The following is a 17788-nucleotide window of genomic DNA, read 5'->3' as shown; positions in this document are numbered from 1 at the left end:
GGCACCTGCCCCCGCTCGGTTACTTGGCCAGGGCGGCGACAGGCGTCTCAACCCGGCGGCGGAGCACCATGGGCAGGCCATGGCGGGGCCGCAGGGTGATGGTGGCCTGGGGCTGGGGCGGCCGCGGACTCGCCATCTCCAGTTGCCAATGCCGGGCCACGGTGGCCAGGATCAGGATCCCCTCCAGCCAGGCAAAGTGCTCGCCGATGCAGATGCGGGATCCCCCGCCGAAGGGGAAGTACGCATACCGGGGACGCCCGGCCTGGGCTTCCGCCGTCCAGCGCATGGGGTCAAAGCGCTCCGGCTCCGGATAGTAGCGGGGATCCCGGTGGACGACCCACTGGCTCACCAGCACGGTTGAGCCGGCTGGAATCCGGTAGCCGCCGATCTCCACGTCCTCGCGCGCCTCCCGGCCCATGATCCAGGCCGGCGGATAGAGACGCATGGCCTCCGCCAAGACCATCCGGGTGTAGGCCAGGGCGGCCACGTCGTCCGCCGTGGGCAACCGGCCGCCCAGCACCCGATCCACCTCCGCCTGCAGCCGGGTCTGGACTTCGGGATACTGGCTGAGGAGGTACCAGGTCCAGGTGAGGGCATTGGCGGTGGTCTCGTGGCCGGCCAGCAGCAGGGTCAGCGCCTCGTCCCGCACCTGCCGGTCATCCATGCCGCCGCCATCGCCCTCTACATCCCGGGCAGCCAGGAGCAAGGAGAGCAGGTCTTCGGCCTGGTCGGGATTCGCCTGAGCCTGCCGGCGCTCCTGGATCAGCCCCAGAACAATGCGGTCCAGGGTGGCCGCGGCCTGACGAATGCGCCGGTTTTCTGCCGTGGGCAGGCGCATGAGCCAATCGGAAAAGGGTAAAAGCATCCGCTGGAAGTTGCGGGTCAGGATATCCATGCAGGCGCCGATCTCCGACGCCTCTGCCTCGATATCCTGGTTGAAGATACACTTGCCCACGATGGCCAGGGTGAGGCGCATCATCTCCTGGTGAATGTCCACCATGGCGCCATCCTGCCAGCAGGCCGGGCCGGTCAGGCGGTCCGTGTAGGTGGCCATGGTGTCAGCGTAACGCCCGATCTGTTGCCGGTGGAACAGGGGCTGGATCAGGCGGCGCTGGCGGCGGTGGAGCTCCCCTTCGCTGGTCAACAGGCCATTTCCCAGCAGCCAGCGGGCCTGTTGAAGCCCCCGGCTCTTGATGAAGCTGCGGTCGTGGGTGACCAGCACGTCCCGGACGAAATCGGGGTGGCTGAGGAGGAAGGTATCGCGACCGGCCAGCTTGAAATAGACCACATCGCCGTATTGGCGCGCCAGCCGGGTGAGAAAGCCCGTTGGGTCCCGGCGGAACTTCCAGTAGGAGATCAACGGGTGGCGAAACCGTGGCCCCGCGGGAAAAACAGCGTCCGATGTGGCAGTGTCCGACATGAGAGACTCCTTCGTCTATGTCGCCGTTTGGCAGAGCGCCAGCCTTTGGCTACACTGATGGAACAGCTCCCGGGATTTACTATCCACCAACCATCATACCCGATTCAGCCACTTGAGGAAACATCATGTCCACTTCTTCATCATCTGTGCAGGAAAGCGCCGGCGCCGCCCGCAATTTCCAGGCGGCCGCCGCCCAAACCGGCAACCGCCCGGAGCGGCTGGCATGGTTCCAGGATCAGGCCCTGGGCCTCTTCATCCACTGGAGCGTGGATGTCCAGCTGGGCTCCGTCATCAGCCACTCCCTGGTGGGCGCCTCGCCCGACTACTGCCACCGCTATTTTAACGAGCTCCCCCGCACCTTCAACCCCACCCGCTTCGACCCGGACGAGTGGGCGCGGCTGGCCAAGGTGGCGGGCATGCGCTACGTGGTCTTCACCACCAAGCACCACAACGGCTTCTGCATGTTTGAAACCCAGACCACCGACTTCAACGTCCTGAACACCCCCTTCGGCCGGGACGTAACCCGGGAGGTGGTGGAGGCCTTCCGCCGTTGGGGGATCGCCATCGGCTTCTACTTTTCGCCCGACGACTTCTGGATGCTCCATCGCCAGGGGCATGAGATCAGCCGGGACAGCGTCGAAGCAGATCCCCGCCATAACCCCGAGCTCATGGCCCACAACCAGGCCCAGGTGCGGGAGCTCCTGACCCAATACGGCCCGGTGGACGTCATTTTCTTCGACGGCCAGGCCGAGGGGCTGAAGCAACTGGCCTGGGAGCTCCAGCCGGACATCGTGGTGACCCGGGGCGACCTGGCCACGCCCGAACAGCACATCCCCGACCAGGCCATCCCCGGGCCGTGGGAGGCGTGCTTCACCCTGGGGACCCAGTGGGCCTACAAACCCACCAACGAAGTTTACAAATCCGGCACCCAGCTGATCCAGATGCTCATCGAAACCCGGGCCAAGGGCGGCAACCTCCTGCTCAACGTGGGCCCCAAGCCCGACGGCACCCTCCCCGTGGAACAGGAGGCTCGCATCCAGGAGATGGGCCTGTGGCTCTTTGTCAACGGCGAGGCCATCTATCAGGTCCGGCCCTACAACCCCATCCGGGAAACCCTCACCCTGGACCATACCGCCTGGTACACCCAGGCCCGGGATGGCAGCGCCATCTACGCCATCATCACCGGCTCCCCCTGGACCTACGGCGAGCGCAAGGTCCTCACCCTGAAAAACGTGCGGGCCAGCGACCAGAGCACGGTGAGCCTGTTGGGCCAATCGGGCCGGGTGTTGGAATACCGCCCAGATGTCAACCCGGAGGCCCGCTGGGAGCAGGACGAGCGGGGCCTGCACATCTCGGCCATGCGCGCCCAACGGCTCTACAACGACCGGCGCTGGCCCAACCCGGTCACCCTGAAAATCACCCACCCGGCCACCCCCTGAAGCGCCCCGGGGCGTATTTGGTCATCCTGGCAAATGGCGCGACAATGGGAGCCCACAGCGATTTCATCCAAACCCCATCCCTTCTTGCCCCTGTCTTGCGGGACGCCCCGCCTAGAGGATTTCTGCCCATCGGGGTGCGCGGAGCCGGATGGAATCAGTCTCACAACGTTCCAACCCCACACACAACAATCACGGAGAACCAGAGGAGTATGAAGCCAAAAGTTGTCATGCAGTTTGAATTGCGCATGGGCGCCGCGGATCTGGTGCGGGAAGTGGCGGATGTGATCATCGACCCCACCATGGAACAGGCGGCCGGCGCCGACGTGGTGGTCGTGGGTGGCATGTACGCCGACGCCGCCTTCATGGACCGGGTCGGCCCCAACCTCAAGGCCATCGCCAAGCCCGGCATCGGCGTGGACAACATCGACGTGGACGCGGCCACCGAGCGCAACATCCTGGTCATCCACACCCCCGACGCACCCACCGAATCCACCGCCGAGCACGCGGTGGCCCTGCTGATGGCCGTGGCCAAACGGGTCATGGTGGGCGACATGCACCTGCGCCACGACCGCAGCATTGGCCGGGAGGAGATGATGGGCACCGAGCTGCTGGACCGCACCCTGGGCGTGGTGGGCTACGGGCGCATCGGCCGTCGGGTGGCGGAGATCTGCGCCCTGGGGCTGCGCATGAACGTGCTCGTCTTCGATCCCTTCGTGGACAAGAACCTGCCCACGCCGGAGCGGGTCACCCTGACCGACAACCTGGATGAGTTGCTGCGCCGCGCCCATTTCGTGACCGTCCACGTGCCCCTCACGCCGGCCACCCGCCACCTCATCGGCGAGCGGGAGCTGCGCCTGATGCAGCCCGGCTCCTACCTGATCAACGCCAGCCGGGGTCCTGTGGTGGACGAGGCTGCGCTCATCCGCGCCCTCCAGGATGGACACCTGGCCGCCGCCGGGCTGGACGTCTTCGACCCCGAGCCGCCGGCGCCGGACAACCCCCTCCTGTCCATGCGCAACGTGGTGGTCACCCCCCACATCGCCTCCAACACGGACCGGGGCATCCGGGCCATGAACTACGGGGTAGCCGAGCAGGTGGTCCAGGTATTGCGGGGAGAGCGACCGCCCTTCATCGTCAATGCCCAGGTCTGGCCGGGCCGGGTGCCCCAGACGCAATCCCGCTCCGCTTGAGCAGCGCCCATTCCGCACCGCAACCAGCAGAAGGATACACCCATGCGCGCAGTACAGATCCTGGCCCCAGGGGAGGCCGTCTTTGTGGAAGTCCCCAAACCCACCCTCCAGCCGGGGTACGCGTTGATTCGAACCCGCCATCTCTCCCTGTGCGGCAGCGACATTCACACCTTCTACCACTCCCCCCAGGAGAATTACCCCCTGCCGCCAGGCGCCAGCGGCCACGAGATGGTAGGGGTCGTCGAGGCGGTGAACGGCGCAGCCGGGCCGCTGAAAGTGGGCGACATAGCCCTGACCCTGGTCCGGGACAACCGGGCCATGGCCGAATACTATCTGGCGCCGGTGGAACATGTCCTGCCCCTGCCGCCGGGCAAGCCGGTGGAAGAGCTGCTCCAGGCGCAACAGCTGGGCACCGTCATCTACGCGGCCAGGCGCCTGCCCAACCTGGTGGACAAGGACGTGGCCGTGATCGGCCAGGGCTCCGCCGGCCTCTGGTGGACCTTCATGGTACGCCGACTGGGCGCGCGGCGGGTCATCGCCCTGGACCTCCAGGCCCACCGCCTCCAGCTCTCCCCCCGCTACGGCGCCACCCACACGGTCCACAACGGCGAGGTGGATCCGGTGGAGGCGGTGGCGGCCATCACCGGCGGCCAGATGGCGGACGTGGTGGTGGAAGCCGCGGGCGAAATCGACTCCATCAACCTGGCCATCGACCTGGTCAAGCGCTACGGCTTCATCCTCTACTTCGGCGTGCCCCGGGTGGGCAAACGGATGCCCTTTGACATGATGGGCCTGTTCCGCAAGTGCGTCCAGTGCCAGACCATCGTGGGCGCCATGGCCGACCCCGGCCAGTCCTGCACCCACATGGCCCTGGAGCTGCTGGCCACCGGCATCGCCGATGCGGCGCCCATGCTCACTCACCGCTTCCCCTTCGACCAGGTGCTGGATGCCTACGAGCTCCAACGCACCCGGGACGAGGGAGCCGTCAAGATCGTGATCGACATGCCTGCGCCGTGAGGCCCATCCCCCCCATGTAGCCCCAGGGCGAGCAGACCAAGGAGCAAAACCATGAACATCCGCTTCGGCTATCGGGACCTGGCCTTTCCCAGCCCAGAGCTGGGCGAACTCCGGGATAGCAGCGACTTGCTGGGCGACCTGCCCGCCCTGCAGGCCCGCATGGCAGAAGACGGCTACCTGCTGCTGCGGGGCCTGTTGCCTCGAGCCACCGTGCTCCAGGCACGGCGGACCATCCTGGAGTACATGGCCGCCCAGGAAGCCCTGACGCCCGGCGAGCCCGTGCTGGAGGGCGTCATGCCCCGGGGCGGCCGTACAGTGCCCATGATGGGACGCAAGGGCATCGCCCACCATCCAGACGTGCTGGCGGTGGTGGAGCACCCCCGCCTCTTCGACTTCTTCGCCGCCTACTTCGGCGAGCCGGCGTTGACCTTCAACTACAAGTGGCTGCGGGCCGTGGGCAACGAGCGCTACACCGGCGCACACTACGACTTCGTCTACATGGGCCGGGGCTCGCCCCGCCTCCACACCGTCTGGATCCCCTTTGGCGACATCCCGGTCCATCAAGGGACCCTGGCCATGTGTGTGGGCTCCCACAACCTGGAGAGCTTCGCGATCCTACGGGAGACCTACGGCCGCATGGACGTGGACCGGGACCGCACCGAGGGGTGGTTCACCAGGGATCCCATGGAGATTGTGGAAAAGTTCGGCGGCCGCTGGCTCACCGCGCCCTTCTACGCCGGGGACGTGATCCTGTTTGGCATGCACACCATGCACGCTTCCACCACCAACCTGACCAACCGCTTCCGCCTGAGCTGCGACGTGCGCTTCCAGCCGGCCAGCGAGCCGGCCGATCCCCGCTGGGTTGGCGAAGGTACCGGCCACACGGCCCTGGGGAAGGAGCCCCTGCGGTCCATGGAGGAGGCGCGCGCGGCGTGGGGGCTGTGAGGGAAGGTTCAAGATTGAAGATTGAAGATTGGGAATTGAAGATACGGGAAGGATTGTTGCCTGATGGTGAGTCGACGTTTGTCGCCCCGTGAAATGCCCGAACTACAGCCGACGGTGGAGCTGGCTGCCCGCGCCCAGGGTGCGGCCCGCTATGCCTTCACCGCCACCGACCGGGAAAGCGCCCAGGCCTGGCAGCAGGCCTGCCGTGGGGCCCTGGCCGAAACGGTGGGCTTCCTGGACGATCCGCCCGTGGACCCGGCGCCCAGCTGGATCGAGGAGGTGGATCGAGGGGACTTCATCCGTCGCAAGGTGGTGATCCACACCTCGCCCCATGCCCGCATGCCCATCTACCTGCTGACGCCCAAGGGCGCACGCGGGCCCCTCCCCGTGGTCATCGCCTACCACGGCCACGGCTATGGCGCCAAGGACGTGGTGGGCCTCTGGGAAGATGGCACCGAGCGCCTGGAGCCAGACGGCTACCACAAGGACTTCGGCGTGGCCCTCTGCCGGCGGGGTTTCCTGGTGGCCGTGCCCGAAATCGCCGGCTTCGGCGAGCGACGCACCGACTACAGCTACCTGAACCGGGAGCTGGGCCAGCCAGAGCCCACCACCTGCCACAACGCCGCCACCTACGCCTTCATGCTGGGCAAGTCCCTGGTGGGCCTGCGGGTGCGGGATGGCATGCGCCTGGTGGATTTCCTGGCCACCCTGCCGGAGGCGGATGTGAACCGGCTGGGCGCCATGGGCATTTCCGGCGGCGGCATGGCCACCTTCTTCCACACCGCGCTGGATCCCCGCATCCAGGCCTGCGTGGTCAGCGGCTACTACAGCTCCTTCCGGGAGAGCATCCTGGCCATGCACCACTGCACCTGCAACTTCGTGCCCGGCCTCCTCAACATCGGCGAGATGGCCGACATCGTGGGGCTGATCTTGCCCCGGCCCATGCTGGTGGAAGCGGGCACCCGGGACCCCATCTTTCCCCTGGCCGCGGTGCGCCGCAGCGTGGCCCGCGCCCGGGAGATCTGCGCCATCCTGGGGGGCAATCCAGAAACGGATGTGGTGCTGGATGAGTTCGAGGGGCGCCACCGCATCAGCGGCCGCCTGGCTTACGACTTCCTGTGGGAGCGGCTGGGCGCCGGGGCGTGAGGGACAGGCGGGAACCAGGACCGCCGGGAATCCGTCTCTTGGGTGTATTCTTCGTGCCCTGGTACAGTCTGGCGTAAATACCACGGCAGAAATTCCGGGTGCCCTCTGGGCGCACTACCTCTGGTGGAACCTGTGGACGAATTTCTGCCGGGATTTACCAGGATGAATCATCCCGGGGAGGGACATCCCCCGGCAACCCGGGATAGAAAGGCGACGTAACCATGAATGCCATCTCGCGCGGCCTTTGGCTCGCTTTCAGCCTGCTCCTGCTGCTCCTGGCGGCCTGCCAACCCATCCCTGCGCCCGGTGCAGAAGCAGTCACACCGGCGGCCACCGCTACGGCCGTGGTCAGCCCGGCCCCCCAGGAGCCTACACCCACATCCCAGGAGGCACCCATGCCCACTTCAGCCCCTGTGTCGAACCCGCTGGTCCAACAGGCCATGGCCGACCTGGCCCAGCGGCTCTCCATCCCAACCGAAGAGATCACCCTGGTCTCCTACGAGGAAGTGGTCTGGCCGGATGCCAGTATGGGCTGCCCTCAGCCCGGCATGGCCTACATCCAGGTCCCCCAGGATGGCGCCCGTATCGTCCTGCAGGCCGGCGGCCAGACCTACGTCTACCACAGTGGCGGCAACCGTCCTCCCTTCCTCTGCACCCAGCCGCCGGCGGGCAGCGCCAAGGAGGCGCCCGGCGGCAACCTGGGGACACCCAACCAGTGACTCCCCTGCAAAAAGGGCATTTTTGAACGCAAAGGCGCGAAGAAACGCAGGAGAGCCTAACCCGAATCGGCGTTCATCTGCGTGGGTCAGCGTCCTCATCTGACCTTTTTGCAGTAGAGCCAACCAGTAGGTCCGGTATGGAAACCGGACCTGCGAAATCATGAGCTGAGTTCCATCACGCCCACTCCCACGCCCAATCGAAAGGGACCCGCCAGGCTGGCGGGTCCCTTTGTTATGACAAGCTGTGGGGGCGGTTGCCCCCTTGCCGACCTGGCGGCGGGGAGCCGCTTACCGGTTGTCCACCTCCACCAGGGTCAGGCCCATGAGGCCGCTGTCGCCCGTGTGGGAGACCGCGCCCAGGTACCAGTCGGACAGGGTGCCGGTGCCCGCGCCGGACCAGCTCACCTGGACAGTGCCAGTGGTGCCCAGGACGGCAGCTGCAGGAGCTGCATCCACAGTCAGGCTGCCGCCGCTGGCCAGGGGCACTGCCCACGTCCACATGTTGTAGTCCGAATCGCCACCCGGCGTCGACCAGCCGTGAACCCAGACGGTCCAGGCGCCGTCCATGGGCAACGGAATGTCGATCAGCTCATCGGTGCCGCCGCTGGTGCTGGAGGCCACGATGTCGCCGTTGGGATCTTGCACGTAGATGTCCAGGTCCGCGTCGGGCTCGGTGGCCTCTGGCGGCATGGCGATGCGGAAGTGGGCCACGCCGGAGAGGTTGAAGACATGGGCGTTGCTGAAGCCATCCGCCGGGTCAAAGGTCTGATCCGGATCCTGGACCACCGTGTCTGACGTGACCGTGGCCGGCTCCAGGCCATGGGGCGCTGCCGTGTAGGAACCGGTGTAGCCGAAGCGAATGTCGAAGCTGGCCGAACCCGACTCGCCGCTGCCGGAGATTTCGGCCGGGGCGCTGAAGAGCGCGGCCCGCACGGCGATGGGGCTGTAGACCTCGTAGTGCTTGTTGTCCGCCGTCCAAGTCAGGGAGCCGAAGCGCCACTCGCCGATGGGCGCATCCACGGTGGTGATGGTCACCGAGTAGATGGCCGTTTCACCGCTCTTCAGGCGCAGCCGGGGCGGATCCACCGTGACCTCAAAGCCGGGAGGCGCTTCCACCGACACCTTGTAGTTGCGCCAGCCCTGCTCCTTGGCCACGCTGGTGACCGTGCGCCGGACCGTCTGGCGGCCGGGCAGCTCGGCAATGCCGATGGAGGGCAGGTTCAGGTCGCTGGCGTCGGTGGGGATGCCGATGGACTGGAGGGAGGCGCAGGTCGCCGCGGGATTGGCGAAGACCTCGGGCGCCGCGTCACACAGGAAGCCCAGGTAGTCCAGGAAGCCGGCGTCATAGACCAGACCGGGCTCGAAGATGGAGCCTTTGCCGGCCTTGTTGCCCGGGTCCACGTGGCCTGCACCCATGTCGAAGGGGTCGGCCGGGCTCACCCGGTCGTTGTCCCGCACGTCCTGGTAGGCGGTGGTCATGAGGGCCGATCTGGCCATGGCCGGCGTCCAGTCGGGGTGGGCCTGCTTGATCAGGGCGAAGAGGCCGGCCACGTGGGGGCTGGACATGGAGGTACCGGCGATGGCGGCGAAGAGCTGGCCAGAGACCTCACCCACGTCGCCAAAGGGAGACCAGGCGGCCAGGATCTGCATGCCCGGCGCGGTTACATCCGGCTTGATGATGTCCTCGGCCACCGGATCCGGGCCCCGGGAGGAGAAGATGGTCATGGACGGCGCGCTCTCCCAGACGCCCCGCTCGCCCGTGGTGATCTTGGCCATGGGCTTGGCCGTGGAGGCGATGTACGCCTTGATCTCCAGGCCCGGCGTGTTGTCGATGTGGACCGAAGGCACCCAGTGGGTGTCGGTGAAGAGGTTGTCGTCGTCGCTGTTGTTGTAGAGCACCATGCCGGCGCCCCCGGCCTGGTAGACGGCCAGGCTCTTGGCCGCCCGGGCAATGGCCCCCCGCCGGCAGAGGACGATCTTGCCGGCGACGATGTTGGGAGCCAGGGTGCCGGGAATGCAGAGATCCCCACCGGCGAATTCAGCATCCACCAGGGGCCGGGCGGTGAGGCCGGGCGTGATGGAAGCGCCGGAGAAGCTGCGCCCGTCCGCGGTGTGGACCGTCCCCTGGAAGAAGCGGCGCTGGGTGCTGGCGCCCACGGTGGTCAGCCAGGGTGCGGAGGCCGGGCCGCCGATGGTGCCGGGGCCGGGGCCGGAGTTGCCGGCCGAGGTGGCCACGAAGACGCCGGCGTCGGCGGCGAAGAGGTAGGCGATCTCATCGGCGCCGGTCAGGCTGGCACCGCCACCCACCGAGTAGTTGATCACGTCCACCCCGTCGGCCACGGCCTGATCGATGGCCGCCGCCAGGTCCGAGGTGAAGCCGCCCAGATTGCCCAGTCCCTTGTAGGCCACAATGTGGGCCCGGGGAGCGATGCCCGAGACAGTGCCCAGGGGCATGCCGAAGATGCTGGCAGGCACGCCACCGTTACCGGCTGCGGTAGCCGCCGTGTGGGTGCCGTGGCCGTTGTCGTCCCGGGCCGAGTCGAATTCATCGGGGTCGGCGCCGATGAGAGCCCGATAGGTGGCCAGCATCTGGCGGGCGCCGATGAGCTTGTTGTTGCAGGTGAAGGGGGCGTCGTTGGGGTTGTGGGCGGTGTTGCCGAATTCACAGGGGAGGGGGCCGGTGTGGGGCGGGGCATAGCTGCCGTCGTCGGCAAAGCTGGGGTGCTCCGGCCAGATGCCCGTATCGATGACGCCCACCACCACGCCTTCGCCGTTGTAACCCTTCAGCCAGGCGCCGCCGGGCGCGGTCAGCCCCAGGAAGGTGGGGCTGCTGTCCGTCTGGAGCTGTAGCAGTTCATCCTGCTGCACCAGCACCACCCCGTCCTGTTGGGCAAGCTGTCGGGCCTGCTTTTCCGACATGCGGGCTGCGAAGCCGTTCAGGGCCACCGTGTAGTCGTGCAGCTTGTTGGTGGCCGGGATGCCGGCCGCGGCCAGGGCCTTGTCGTGGGTTTCCCTGAGGAAAGCCTGATATCGTTTGACATGGGCGCTGTTGGGGTTGATCTTTTGGCCCTTGCCCGGCTTGGTGGCTGCGAAGGAGGCGTTCCCCTCAAACGCAATCACCGGATCCAGGGCCATCACCACGATGTACGAATCGATCTGAATGTCGTCCAGGGTGCGGGTGGGCGCCGTTGGAACCGGCCCATTGTTCCCCAGACCAGCGGGCTGACTGCCCGACGATACAAAGGGCAAGAAAATATCCGACCCGCCCGATTGGGCGGAAACCACGGTGGTGGAGAGGAGCATGGCCACCAGAAGCAATGCGGTCAAGCTCCAAAGACGTCTTCTGGCTTTTTCACTGACTTTCATGAATCACTTTTCCTTGTAGTACTCGACGGAAAAATCGGTTAGAACTGCGGAAGCGGGACAGGTCGAGACAAGACAGACAGACGGACAAAGGCACCATGGGAAAGCACAGGAACAGGAACGGTGCGCACTCACTGAAAACGCTGCGTTTTCGTGGTACAAGAAGCTAGCTGTGGGTTGTAACCCGGAGTGGATCCGTCCAGGCGGGATAATAAATTAAAGGCGTGTACAGGGAACTTGGAAAGGGAAAGCGAATAAAGGGAAAACGAATGGCAAAGCGCGGCTTAAACCACTAACGGTTAGAATAGTACACAATACGCCTGATGAGAAGAAGAAATCCTTACAATTTACTGTCAATTTTCCGGCGGCATTGGGCGGGCACGGGGGCTGCCCCGACGAAAAACAGTGCTCCGACGTAGGCGCAGCTCGTAGCTGCGCCTACATCGCCGTCCCTTCATCCGCCCGGGGCCAATCGGTGTGGGCGAACTGTGGGCGAACCATGATTCGCCCCATTCCGGCCAGGGACAACGGGCGGGCACGGCGGCCCACCCCTACGATGAGCTGCTGCTGCGCTCCTGGCAGATAACGCAGAGGGTCGCGTACGGCAAGGCCTCGAGGCGCTCCGGCGGAATCGGTTCCCCGCAGGACTCGCACCGGCCATAGGTGCCATCTTCCAGCCGCTGCAGCGCCTCGTCGATCTGGGCCAGCATCTTCTGCTCCATGGAGAGGAGCGCGGTCCGACGTTCCCGTGCCAGGTAATCGCTGGCCAGATCGGTACGGTTCGGATTGCGACCCGCGCCAGTACTGTCGTTGCCGTTGCGGACGCGCACTTTTTCCAAGAGCCGCTCCCGCTCCTCTTCCAGCTGGCGGCGAATTTCATTCAAATCCAATTGAGACGTCATCACATTGCACTCCTATACGAAAAAGCCCCCGGTCTCTGCAACCGGGGCCTGGAAGCTACTCACAGGGATCAAAGTCAACATCTTGGGATCCAGATACTCTTCAGGCCCCTTCAACCTAACCCATCTGGGCGATGAAGTCGATAGATCCAGATACAGGTTGCAGATATAGACCAGGATATAACGTTCAGGCTTCCCGGCCGGGGTCAGGGAGGGGTGGCCGCTGCAGGTGAAAGTCGGTGGCGTCCTGGTAGGCCTTGGCCACGGCCAACACGGTGGCCTCGTCATACAGGCGGCCGGTGAAGGTGATGCTAGTGGGCAGGCCGTTGGGGCGAAAGCCGTTGGGGACCACCACCGCCGGGTGGCCCGTCAGGTTAGTCAGCCACAGGTTTTGGCTGCGGGAGGGCGCCACGTAGACATCGATCTCCTGCAGCAGCGCGTCCATGGCCTGGATCACCAGGGTGCGCAGGCGATTGGCCTGGATGTACTCCACCGCGGGAATGAGACGGGCCACCCGGAAACGATTGGGCCAGGCCTCCTCTCCCTGGCGCACCAGCAGGTCATCCTGATTGCTGCGGGTGAGCTCATCAAAGGCGGCAGCCGCCTCCGCGTACAGGATGATCTGGGCGGCGTCGATGGGAAAGTCCGGCAGTTGGATGGGGATGAGGTGGGCGCCCAACTCCCGCAGCCGGGCCAGGGTGGCCTCATCCTGCTCCCGCATTTCCTGCTCCTGGGCGAAGGCATCCGCCACGTAGCCGATGCGCAGGCGGGAGAGGTCGGCCGGCGGCGCCCACTCGAAGGGGCGATCCACCACCGTGGGATCGAAGCCGTCCGGCCCGTGGATGGCGTCGAAGACCAGGGCACAGTCCTCTACGCTACGGCAGAGGGGGCCGATCTTGTCCAGACTCCATGCCAGGGCCATGGCCCCGTAGCGGCTCACCCGGCCGAAGGTGGGGCGCAGACCGGTGACGCCACACTGGGTGGCCGGGGAGACGATGGAGCCGTGGGTTTCGGTGCCGATGGCAAAGCCCACCAGCCCGGCCGCGGTGGCCGCCGCCGAGCCGGCCGATGAACCGCTGGAGCCCTCCTCCAGGTTCCAGGGGCTGCGGGTCCGCCCACCGAACCACACATCGCCCCAGGCCAGGCTGCCGGTGGTCAGCTTGGCCACCAGGACGGCGCCGGCCTGCTCCAGCCGCTGAATCACGGTGGCGTCCACGTCGATGATCTGCTCCCGGTAGGGGGGCGCTCCCCAGGTGGTGGGGATGCCCCGGGTGGCCAGGAGATCCTTGACGCCCCAGGGGATGCCGTGGAGGGGCCCCCGATAGCGCCCGGCCGCGATCTCCGCGTCGGCCCGCTCCGCCTGGGCCAGGGCCCGCTCTTCGGTGAGGGTGACCACGCACTCCAGCTGTGGACCCAGCCGCTTCAGCCGCTTCAGGTACATCTCGGTCAAAGCCCGGGCCGTGATCTGTCGGGTGCGGATGAACTGGGCCAGGTGGGTGACCGGCAGGAAGGCCAGTTCCTCCAGATCCGCGGGCAAGGGAGGCAGGGTGACCGGCCCGGGGGTCAGGGGGCGCCGGTGGGGAGCGGCCGAGGCCGGGGTGGGCGGTGCCGGGTCGAAGCGCAGGGCCGGGGGCACCGAATTGGCTAGGGGCACCCGGCGCAGCTCCTCGTAGCGGGTGCGATTTTGCACCAGCCCGTTGACCATCATGGACCGCTCCTCCGGCGTGAAGTCCAGCCCTACCAGGTGGACGGCAGCCTGGATGGCTTCATCGGCGATGGCCGGCACAGGGTCTGGGGAGCCCGCCGGCTCCCGCGGCTCTTCTGGATGGATCTGGGTGGACATGGGTTCTCCTTGGGTTGGGTATGGGGCCTATAAGGGCGGCGTAAAGCGACCATCAGCGGCCGTCCAGCCGCCGTCCACGAACAGGAGCGAACCGGTGACGTAGGAGCTGGCGTCGGAGGCCAGGTAGATCACCGCACCCACCAGCTCTTCCGGCTGGGCCCAGCGTTTGAGCATGCTCTTGTCCGCATAGGCCTGGTACCAGGCGGGGTGGTTCTTGATCTGGGCGGTGAGGGGTGTTTCGACGATGCCCGGGGCGATGGCGTTGGCCCGCACGCCCTGGGGCGCCAGCTCCGCGGCCAGGGTGCGCACCAACTGGACCACGCCGGCCTTGGTCGCCGCGTAGACGCCCTGCCCCGGCTCGATCACCTGGGCCCGGATGCTGGAGAAGACGATGATGCTGCCCTGGCCCTGCTCGGCCATGCGGCGCCCCACTTCCCGCAGGAGCAGAAAGGTGCCCTTGAGGTTCAGGCTGACGATGCGGTCAAACTCGTCGTCGGTGATCTCCAGCAAGGGCTTGCGCACGTTGATGCTGGGGGTACAGACCAGAATCTGCAGGGGAGGTAACTGGGCCAGCGCCTGACGAATGCCGTCGCCGTCCCGCATGTCCAGGTGGAGGGCTTGGGCCTGGCCTTCCTGACCGCCGATGGCGGCGGCGGTAGCCTCGGCCTGGGCCAGGTCGATATCGGCGCAGATGACCCGGGCACCGAATGCCGCCAGCCCCTCGGCGGACGCCCGGCCAATGCCGCTGCCTGCGCCCACCACCAGGGCATTCCTCCCCTTGAGGTCGAACAGTGTGCCATACTCCACAGGCATGATAGCTCCTCTCTATCTGTGCAATTCAATCTGTGGAATGTGTGGATCCCCTGCAAACAGGGCGTTTTTGTGAACGCAAAGGCGCAAAGAAGCGCAGGAGAGAATCTCTCGAAGCAGCGTTCATCTGCGTGGGTCAGCGTCCTCATCTGACCTTTGTACAGCAGAGCCATGTGTGGATCAAAAAAACTGCATCAAGGAGGTCGGGGAACGTTCATTCGTCGCCTGCATTGTACCCGAGTCAGCCATCCCTGCAACTCTGGAAAACGCGCCGGCCGGATGGGGCCTGCTCCCGATTCCCTGGCCGGCTTGGCGGATCGGGCTTTCGGGAGTATGATTTGAGACGCCATGTCTCTGCCGTTGGTCTACCATCCCGACTACGTCACACCTTTGCCGCCTGGCCATCGCTTTCCCATGCCCAAGTTCGGCAAGGTCTATGAAACCCTGATCCGCGATGGCACAGCCAGCCTGGACCAGTTCCACTGCCCCCAGCCGGCGCCCCGGGCCTGGCTGGAGCTGGCCCATGCGCCTGAGTACGTGGAAGCTTTCTGCCAGGGGACGCTGGATGCCCGGGCCATCCGGCGCATCGGGCTGCCCTGGAGCCCGGGCCTGGTCCACCGCAGCCGCACGGCCGTGGGCGGCACAGTCCTGACCGCCGAGCTGGCCCTGCAGCACGGGCTGGCCTGCAACACTGCCGGCGGGACCCACCACGCCCACCGAGATTTTGGCTCTGGCTTCTGCATCTTCAACGACCTGGCCGTGGCAGCCCGCTACGTCCGCCGCCAGGGGCTGGCCCGCCGGGTGCTGATCGTCGACCTGGATGTCCACCAGGGGGACGGCACCGCGGCCATCTTCCAGGATGACCCCACCGTTTTCACCTTTTCCATGCACTGTGGCCGCAACTTCCCCTTTCGGAAGCAGTGCAGCGACCTGGACATAGCCCTGCCCGTGGGCATGGAGGATGGGGCCTACCTGGCCACCCTGGGGCGGATCCTGCCCGACTTGCTCAGCCAGGTGCGGCCGGATCTGGTCTTTTACGATGCGGGGGTGGACCCTCACCGGGAGGATGAGCTGGGCAAGCTGTCCCTGAGCGATGAGGGGCTCTTCCGGCGGGACGAGCTGGTGTTAAGCACGTGTCTGTCGCGGGGGTATCCGGTGGCCTGCGTCATCGGCGGAGGCTACGCCAGGGACATCCAGCGCCTGGCCCGACGCCACTGCCTGCTCCACCAGGCCGCAGACGAAATCTTCCGCCGTCTGCGGCTTTGAGGGACATTTTTGGCAGTGGCGTCAACGGCTCTGCTGCAAGTGGCTCTACTGCACAAAGGTCAATGTAGGCCGCTGACCCACGCAGATGGACCCGGATCACGGCCATTCTCTCCCGAACTTCTCGGTTTCCTTGCGCCCTTGCGTTAAATCATGCCCTTTTTGCAGGGGAAGTCCGCAATCACTTGCAAAATCTGTGTTCATCGGTGGAATCTGTGGTTTCTTCAGGAGGGAAATCGTGGCATTGCGATTTGCGCCCAATCTGTCCATGCTCTACACGGAGGTGCCGTTCCTGGAGCGCTTCGCCAGGGCCGCGGCGGCCGGCTTCCGGGCGGTGGAGTTCCTGTTCGCCTACGACGTGGGGGCGGAGGCCATCCGCCAGCGGCTGGATGACCTGGGGTTGACGGCCGTCCTCTTCAACCTCTATCCCGGCGATTTTGCGGCCGGGGAACGGGGTCTGCTCAGCCACCCAGACCGGCGGGATGAGGCCCGCCGTCGAGTGGAGGAAGCCCTGGAGTTCGCCCGGCAGATCGGCTGCCACCGGATCCACGCCATGCTGGGCAACCGGCGCCCGGACCTGGAGCGAGAACGGCAGGTGGCCTGCGCGGTGGAGCAGCTCGCCTGGGCGGCCCCTCTGGCTGACGAAGCCGATGTCACCCTGTTGCTGGAGCCCCTGAACGCCTTCGACATGCCGGATTACCTGATCCACACCACGGCTGAGGGCATGGAGATCGTGCGCGCGGTGGACCATCCCCGGGTTCGGCTCCAGTATGATGTCTACCACGGACAGATGCAGGAAGGGAACCTCATTCACACCATCACCGAACACTTCGCCCAGATCGGCCACATCCAGATCTCCGACGTGCCGGGCCGACACCAGCCGGGCACGGGGGAGATCCACTTCCCCAACATCTTCGCCGCGCTGGAGCAGCTGGGCTACACGGGATACATCGGCCTGGAGTATCGACCCTTGGGCGAAACGGACGAGTCCCTGGCCTGGTTGCCCCGGGAAGCCCGGGGGTGAGGGGGTACGAAATCTGAAAAAAACAGGCGGGGAGACGCCGGCAGTCTGGCATCTCCCCGCCGATGTGATGGGGCCATGGATATGCGTGTCCCCGGAAATGCGTTCAGTCGGTGGCCTCCTGATCCGCAGATTCCCGCCCGGCGAAGACTGCCGCTGCGCCCAGCAGCGAAAGGCCAGTCAGGCTCAGGGGCGCCAGGGGAGGCGGAGAGCCTTCCCGACGAACGAATCCACTTTCACTCCGCTCACCACTCTCTTCATCGTACGAAAAACGCACCTGGATAGGGGCTGACGCCTGGCTCAAGGCCCGCGCCTGGGTCCCAGGGACAAAGGCTTCCGCCCTACCCCCGCCCTCTTCCGCGTGTTCAAAGACCCCCACCAGACCGGTAATGGAAAGCAGCAGGAAGAGGACCGCCAGGGCCATGCGGGCCCGGTGTCCCCACAGCAGGGCAGCCAGGGCCAACAGGGCCCCGATGACCGTGGCCACCACAGCTACCAGCTGGATGTCTCGGGTGTGACCGGTCAAGAGGAGCTCGGCCAGCAACACCACAAAACCCACCAAAACAAATCCCATCACCACGGACCCAAAATGCTTCTGGATGAGAGCGCGAAGTCGGCTCATGGTTATCTCCCGTAAATTACTTGTCCAAAGGACATCCAAAGTCCATCGCCAAAACCGATTGCCAGGCTGCGAGGGCACTGTGCCCCCGCAT

General features: G+C 66.0%; 14 protein-coding genes. 8 read left to right on the top strand and 6 right to left on the bottom strand.

The window, feature by feature from the left end; genetic code table 11:
* Window positions 1–19 precede the first annotated feature (19 nt).
* On the bottom strand, window positions 20–1420 hold the full coding sequence (locus FKZ61_RS15405) for a cytochrome P450 (protein WP_141611018.1): 1401 nt from the start codon (window positions 1418–1420) through the stop codon (window positions 20–22).
* Between the two features lie 125 nt (window positions 1421–1545).
* On the opposite strand from FKZ61_RS15405, the gene FKZ61_RS15400 reads away from it, so the two are divergent.
* From FKZ61_RS15400 to FKZ61_RS15375, 6 genes are all read left to right on the top strand, one after another.
* Window positions 1546–2859, top strand: coding sequence for an alpha-L-fucosidase (locus tag FKZ61_RS15400; RefSeq protein ID WP_141611017.1), 1314 nt, complete (start codon window positions 1546–1548; stop codon window positions 2857–2859).
* Window positions 2860–3068: 209 nt separating this feature from the next.
* Entirely contained in the window at window positions 3069–4049 is a 981-nt protein-coding gene (locus tag FKZ61_RS15395) for a hydroxyacid dehydrogenase (RefSeq protein ID WP_141611016.1), read from the top strand.
* A gap of 42 nt (window positions 4050–4091) precedes the next feature.
* Window positions 4092–5066, top strand: coding sequence for a zinc-dependent alcohol dehydrogenase (locus FKZ61_RS15390; RefSeq protein ID WP_141611015.1), 975 nt, complete (start codon window positions 4092–4094; stop codon window positions 5064–5066).
* Window positions 5067–5117: 51 nt separating this feature from the next.
* Window positions 5118–6011, top strand: coding sequence for a phytanoyl-CoA dioxygenase family protein (locus FKZ61_RS15385; RefSeq protein ID WP_141611014.1), 894 nt, complete (start codon window positions 5118–5120; stop codon window positions 6009–6011).
* Between the two features lie 63 nt (window positions 6012–6074).
* The gene (locus FKZ61_RS15380) at window positions 6075–7157 is read left to right on the top strand and encodes an alpha/beta hydrolase family protein (RefSeq protein WP_141611013.1); all 1083 of its coding nucleotides are present in this window, start codon (window positions 6075–6077) and stop codon (window positions 7155–7157) included.
* Between the two features lie 221 nt (window positions 7158–7378).
* Window positions 7379–7876 carry a hypothetical protein gene (locus FKZ61_RS15375; RefSeq protein WP_141611012.1) on the top strand — a complete coding sequence of 166 codons (498 nt, stop codon included), beginning with the start codon at window positions 7379–7381 and terminating at the stop codon, window positions 7874–7876.
* 288 nt (window positions 7877–8164) lie between these two features.
* Here the strand turns inward: FKZ61_RS15375 and FKZ61_RS15370 are convergent, their stop codons facing one another.
* The 4 genes from FKZ61_RS15370 to FKZ61_RS15355 all read right to left on the bottom strand — a co-directional run bounded on the left by FKZ61_RS15370 (window position 8165) and on the right by FKZ61_RS15355 (window position 14794).
* Window positions 8165–11203, bottom strand: a complete 3039-nt coding sequence (locus tag FKZ61_RS15370; RefSeq protein ID WP_229964274.1) for a S8 family serine peptidase — start codon at window positions 11201–11203, stop codon at window positions 8165–8167.
* A gap of 587 nt (window positions 11204–11790) precedes the next feature.
* Window positions 11791–12141 carry a TraR/DksA family transcriptional regulator gene (locus tag FKZ61_RS15365; RefSeq protein ID WP_141611010.1) on the bottom strand — a complete coding sequence of 117 codons (351 nt, stop codon included), beginning with the start codon at window positions 12139–12141 and terminating at the stop codon, window positions 11791–11793.
* A gap of 184 nt (window positions 12142–12325) precedes the next feature.
* On the bottom strand, window positions 12326–13981 hold the full coding sequence (locus FKZ61_RS15360; protein WP_141611009.1) for an amidase: 1656 nt from the start codon (window positions 13979–13981) through the stop codon (window positions 12326–12328).
* Between the two features lie 27 nt (window positions 13982–14008).
* Window positions 14009–14794 (bottom strand): SDR family NAD(P)-dependent oxidoreductase, encoded by a 786-nt coding sequence (locus tag FKZ61_RS15355; protein ID WP_141611008.1) that lies wholly within the window; start codon window positions 14792–14794, stop codon window positions 14009–14011.
* 345 nt (window positions 14795–15139) lie between these two features.
* On the opposite strand from FKZ61_RS15355, the gene FKZ61_RS15350 reads away from it, so the two are divergent.
* Both FKZ61_RS15350 and FKZ61_RS15345 read left to right on the top strand, forming a co-directional pair.
* Window positions 15140–16057 (top strand): histone deacetylase family protein, encoded by a 918-nt coding sequence (locus tag FKZ61_RS15350; protein ID WP_141611007.1) that lies wholly within the window; start codon window positions 15140–15142, stop codon window positions 16055–16057.
* Between the two features lie 235 nt (window positions 16058–16292).
* Window positions 16293–17078, top strand: a complete 786-nt coding sequence (locus tag FKZ61_RS15345; protein WP_170199799.1) for a hydroxypyruvate isomerase family protein — start codon at window positions 16293–16295, stop codon at window positions 17076–17078.
* A gap of 103 nt (window positions 17079–17181) precedes the next feature.
* On the opposite strand, the gene FKZ61_RS15340 is transcribed toward FKZ61_RS15345, so the two are convergent.
* Entirely contained in the window at window positions 17182–17697 is a 516-nt protein-coding gene (locus FKZ61_RS15340; protein WP_141611005.1) for a hypothetical protein, read from the bottom strand.
* Window positions 17698–17788 lie beyond the last annotated feature (91 nt).

Source organism: Litorilinea aerophila, assembly GCF_006569185.2.
GTDB lineage: Bacteria > Chloroflexota > Anaerolineae > Caldilineales > Caldilineaceae > Litorilinea > Litorilinea aerophila.
The sequence above is the reverse complement of the archived record's forward strand: the minus strand, read 5'-3'. Positions and strand labels throughout refer to the sequence as shown.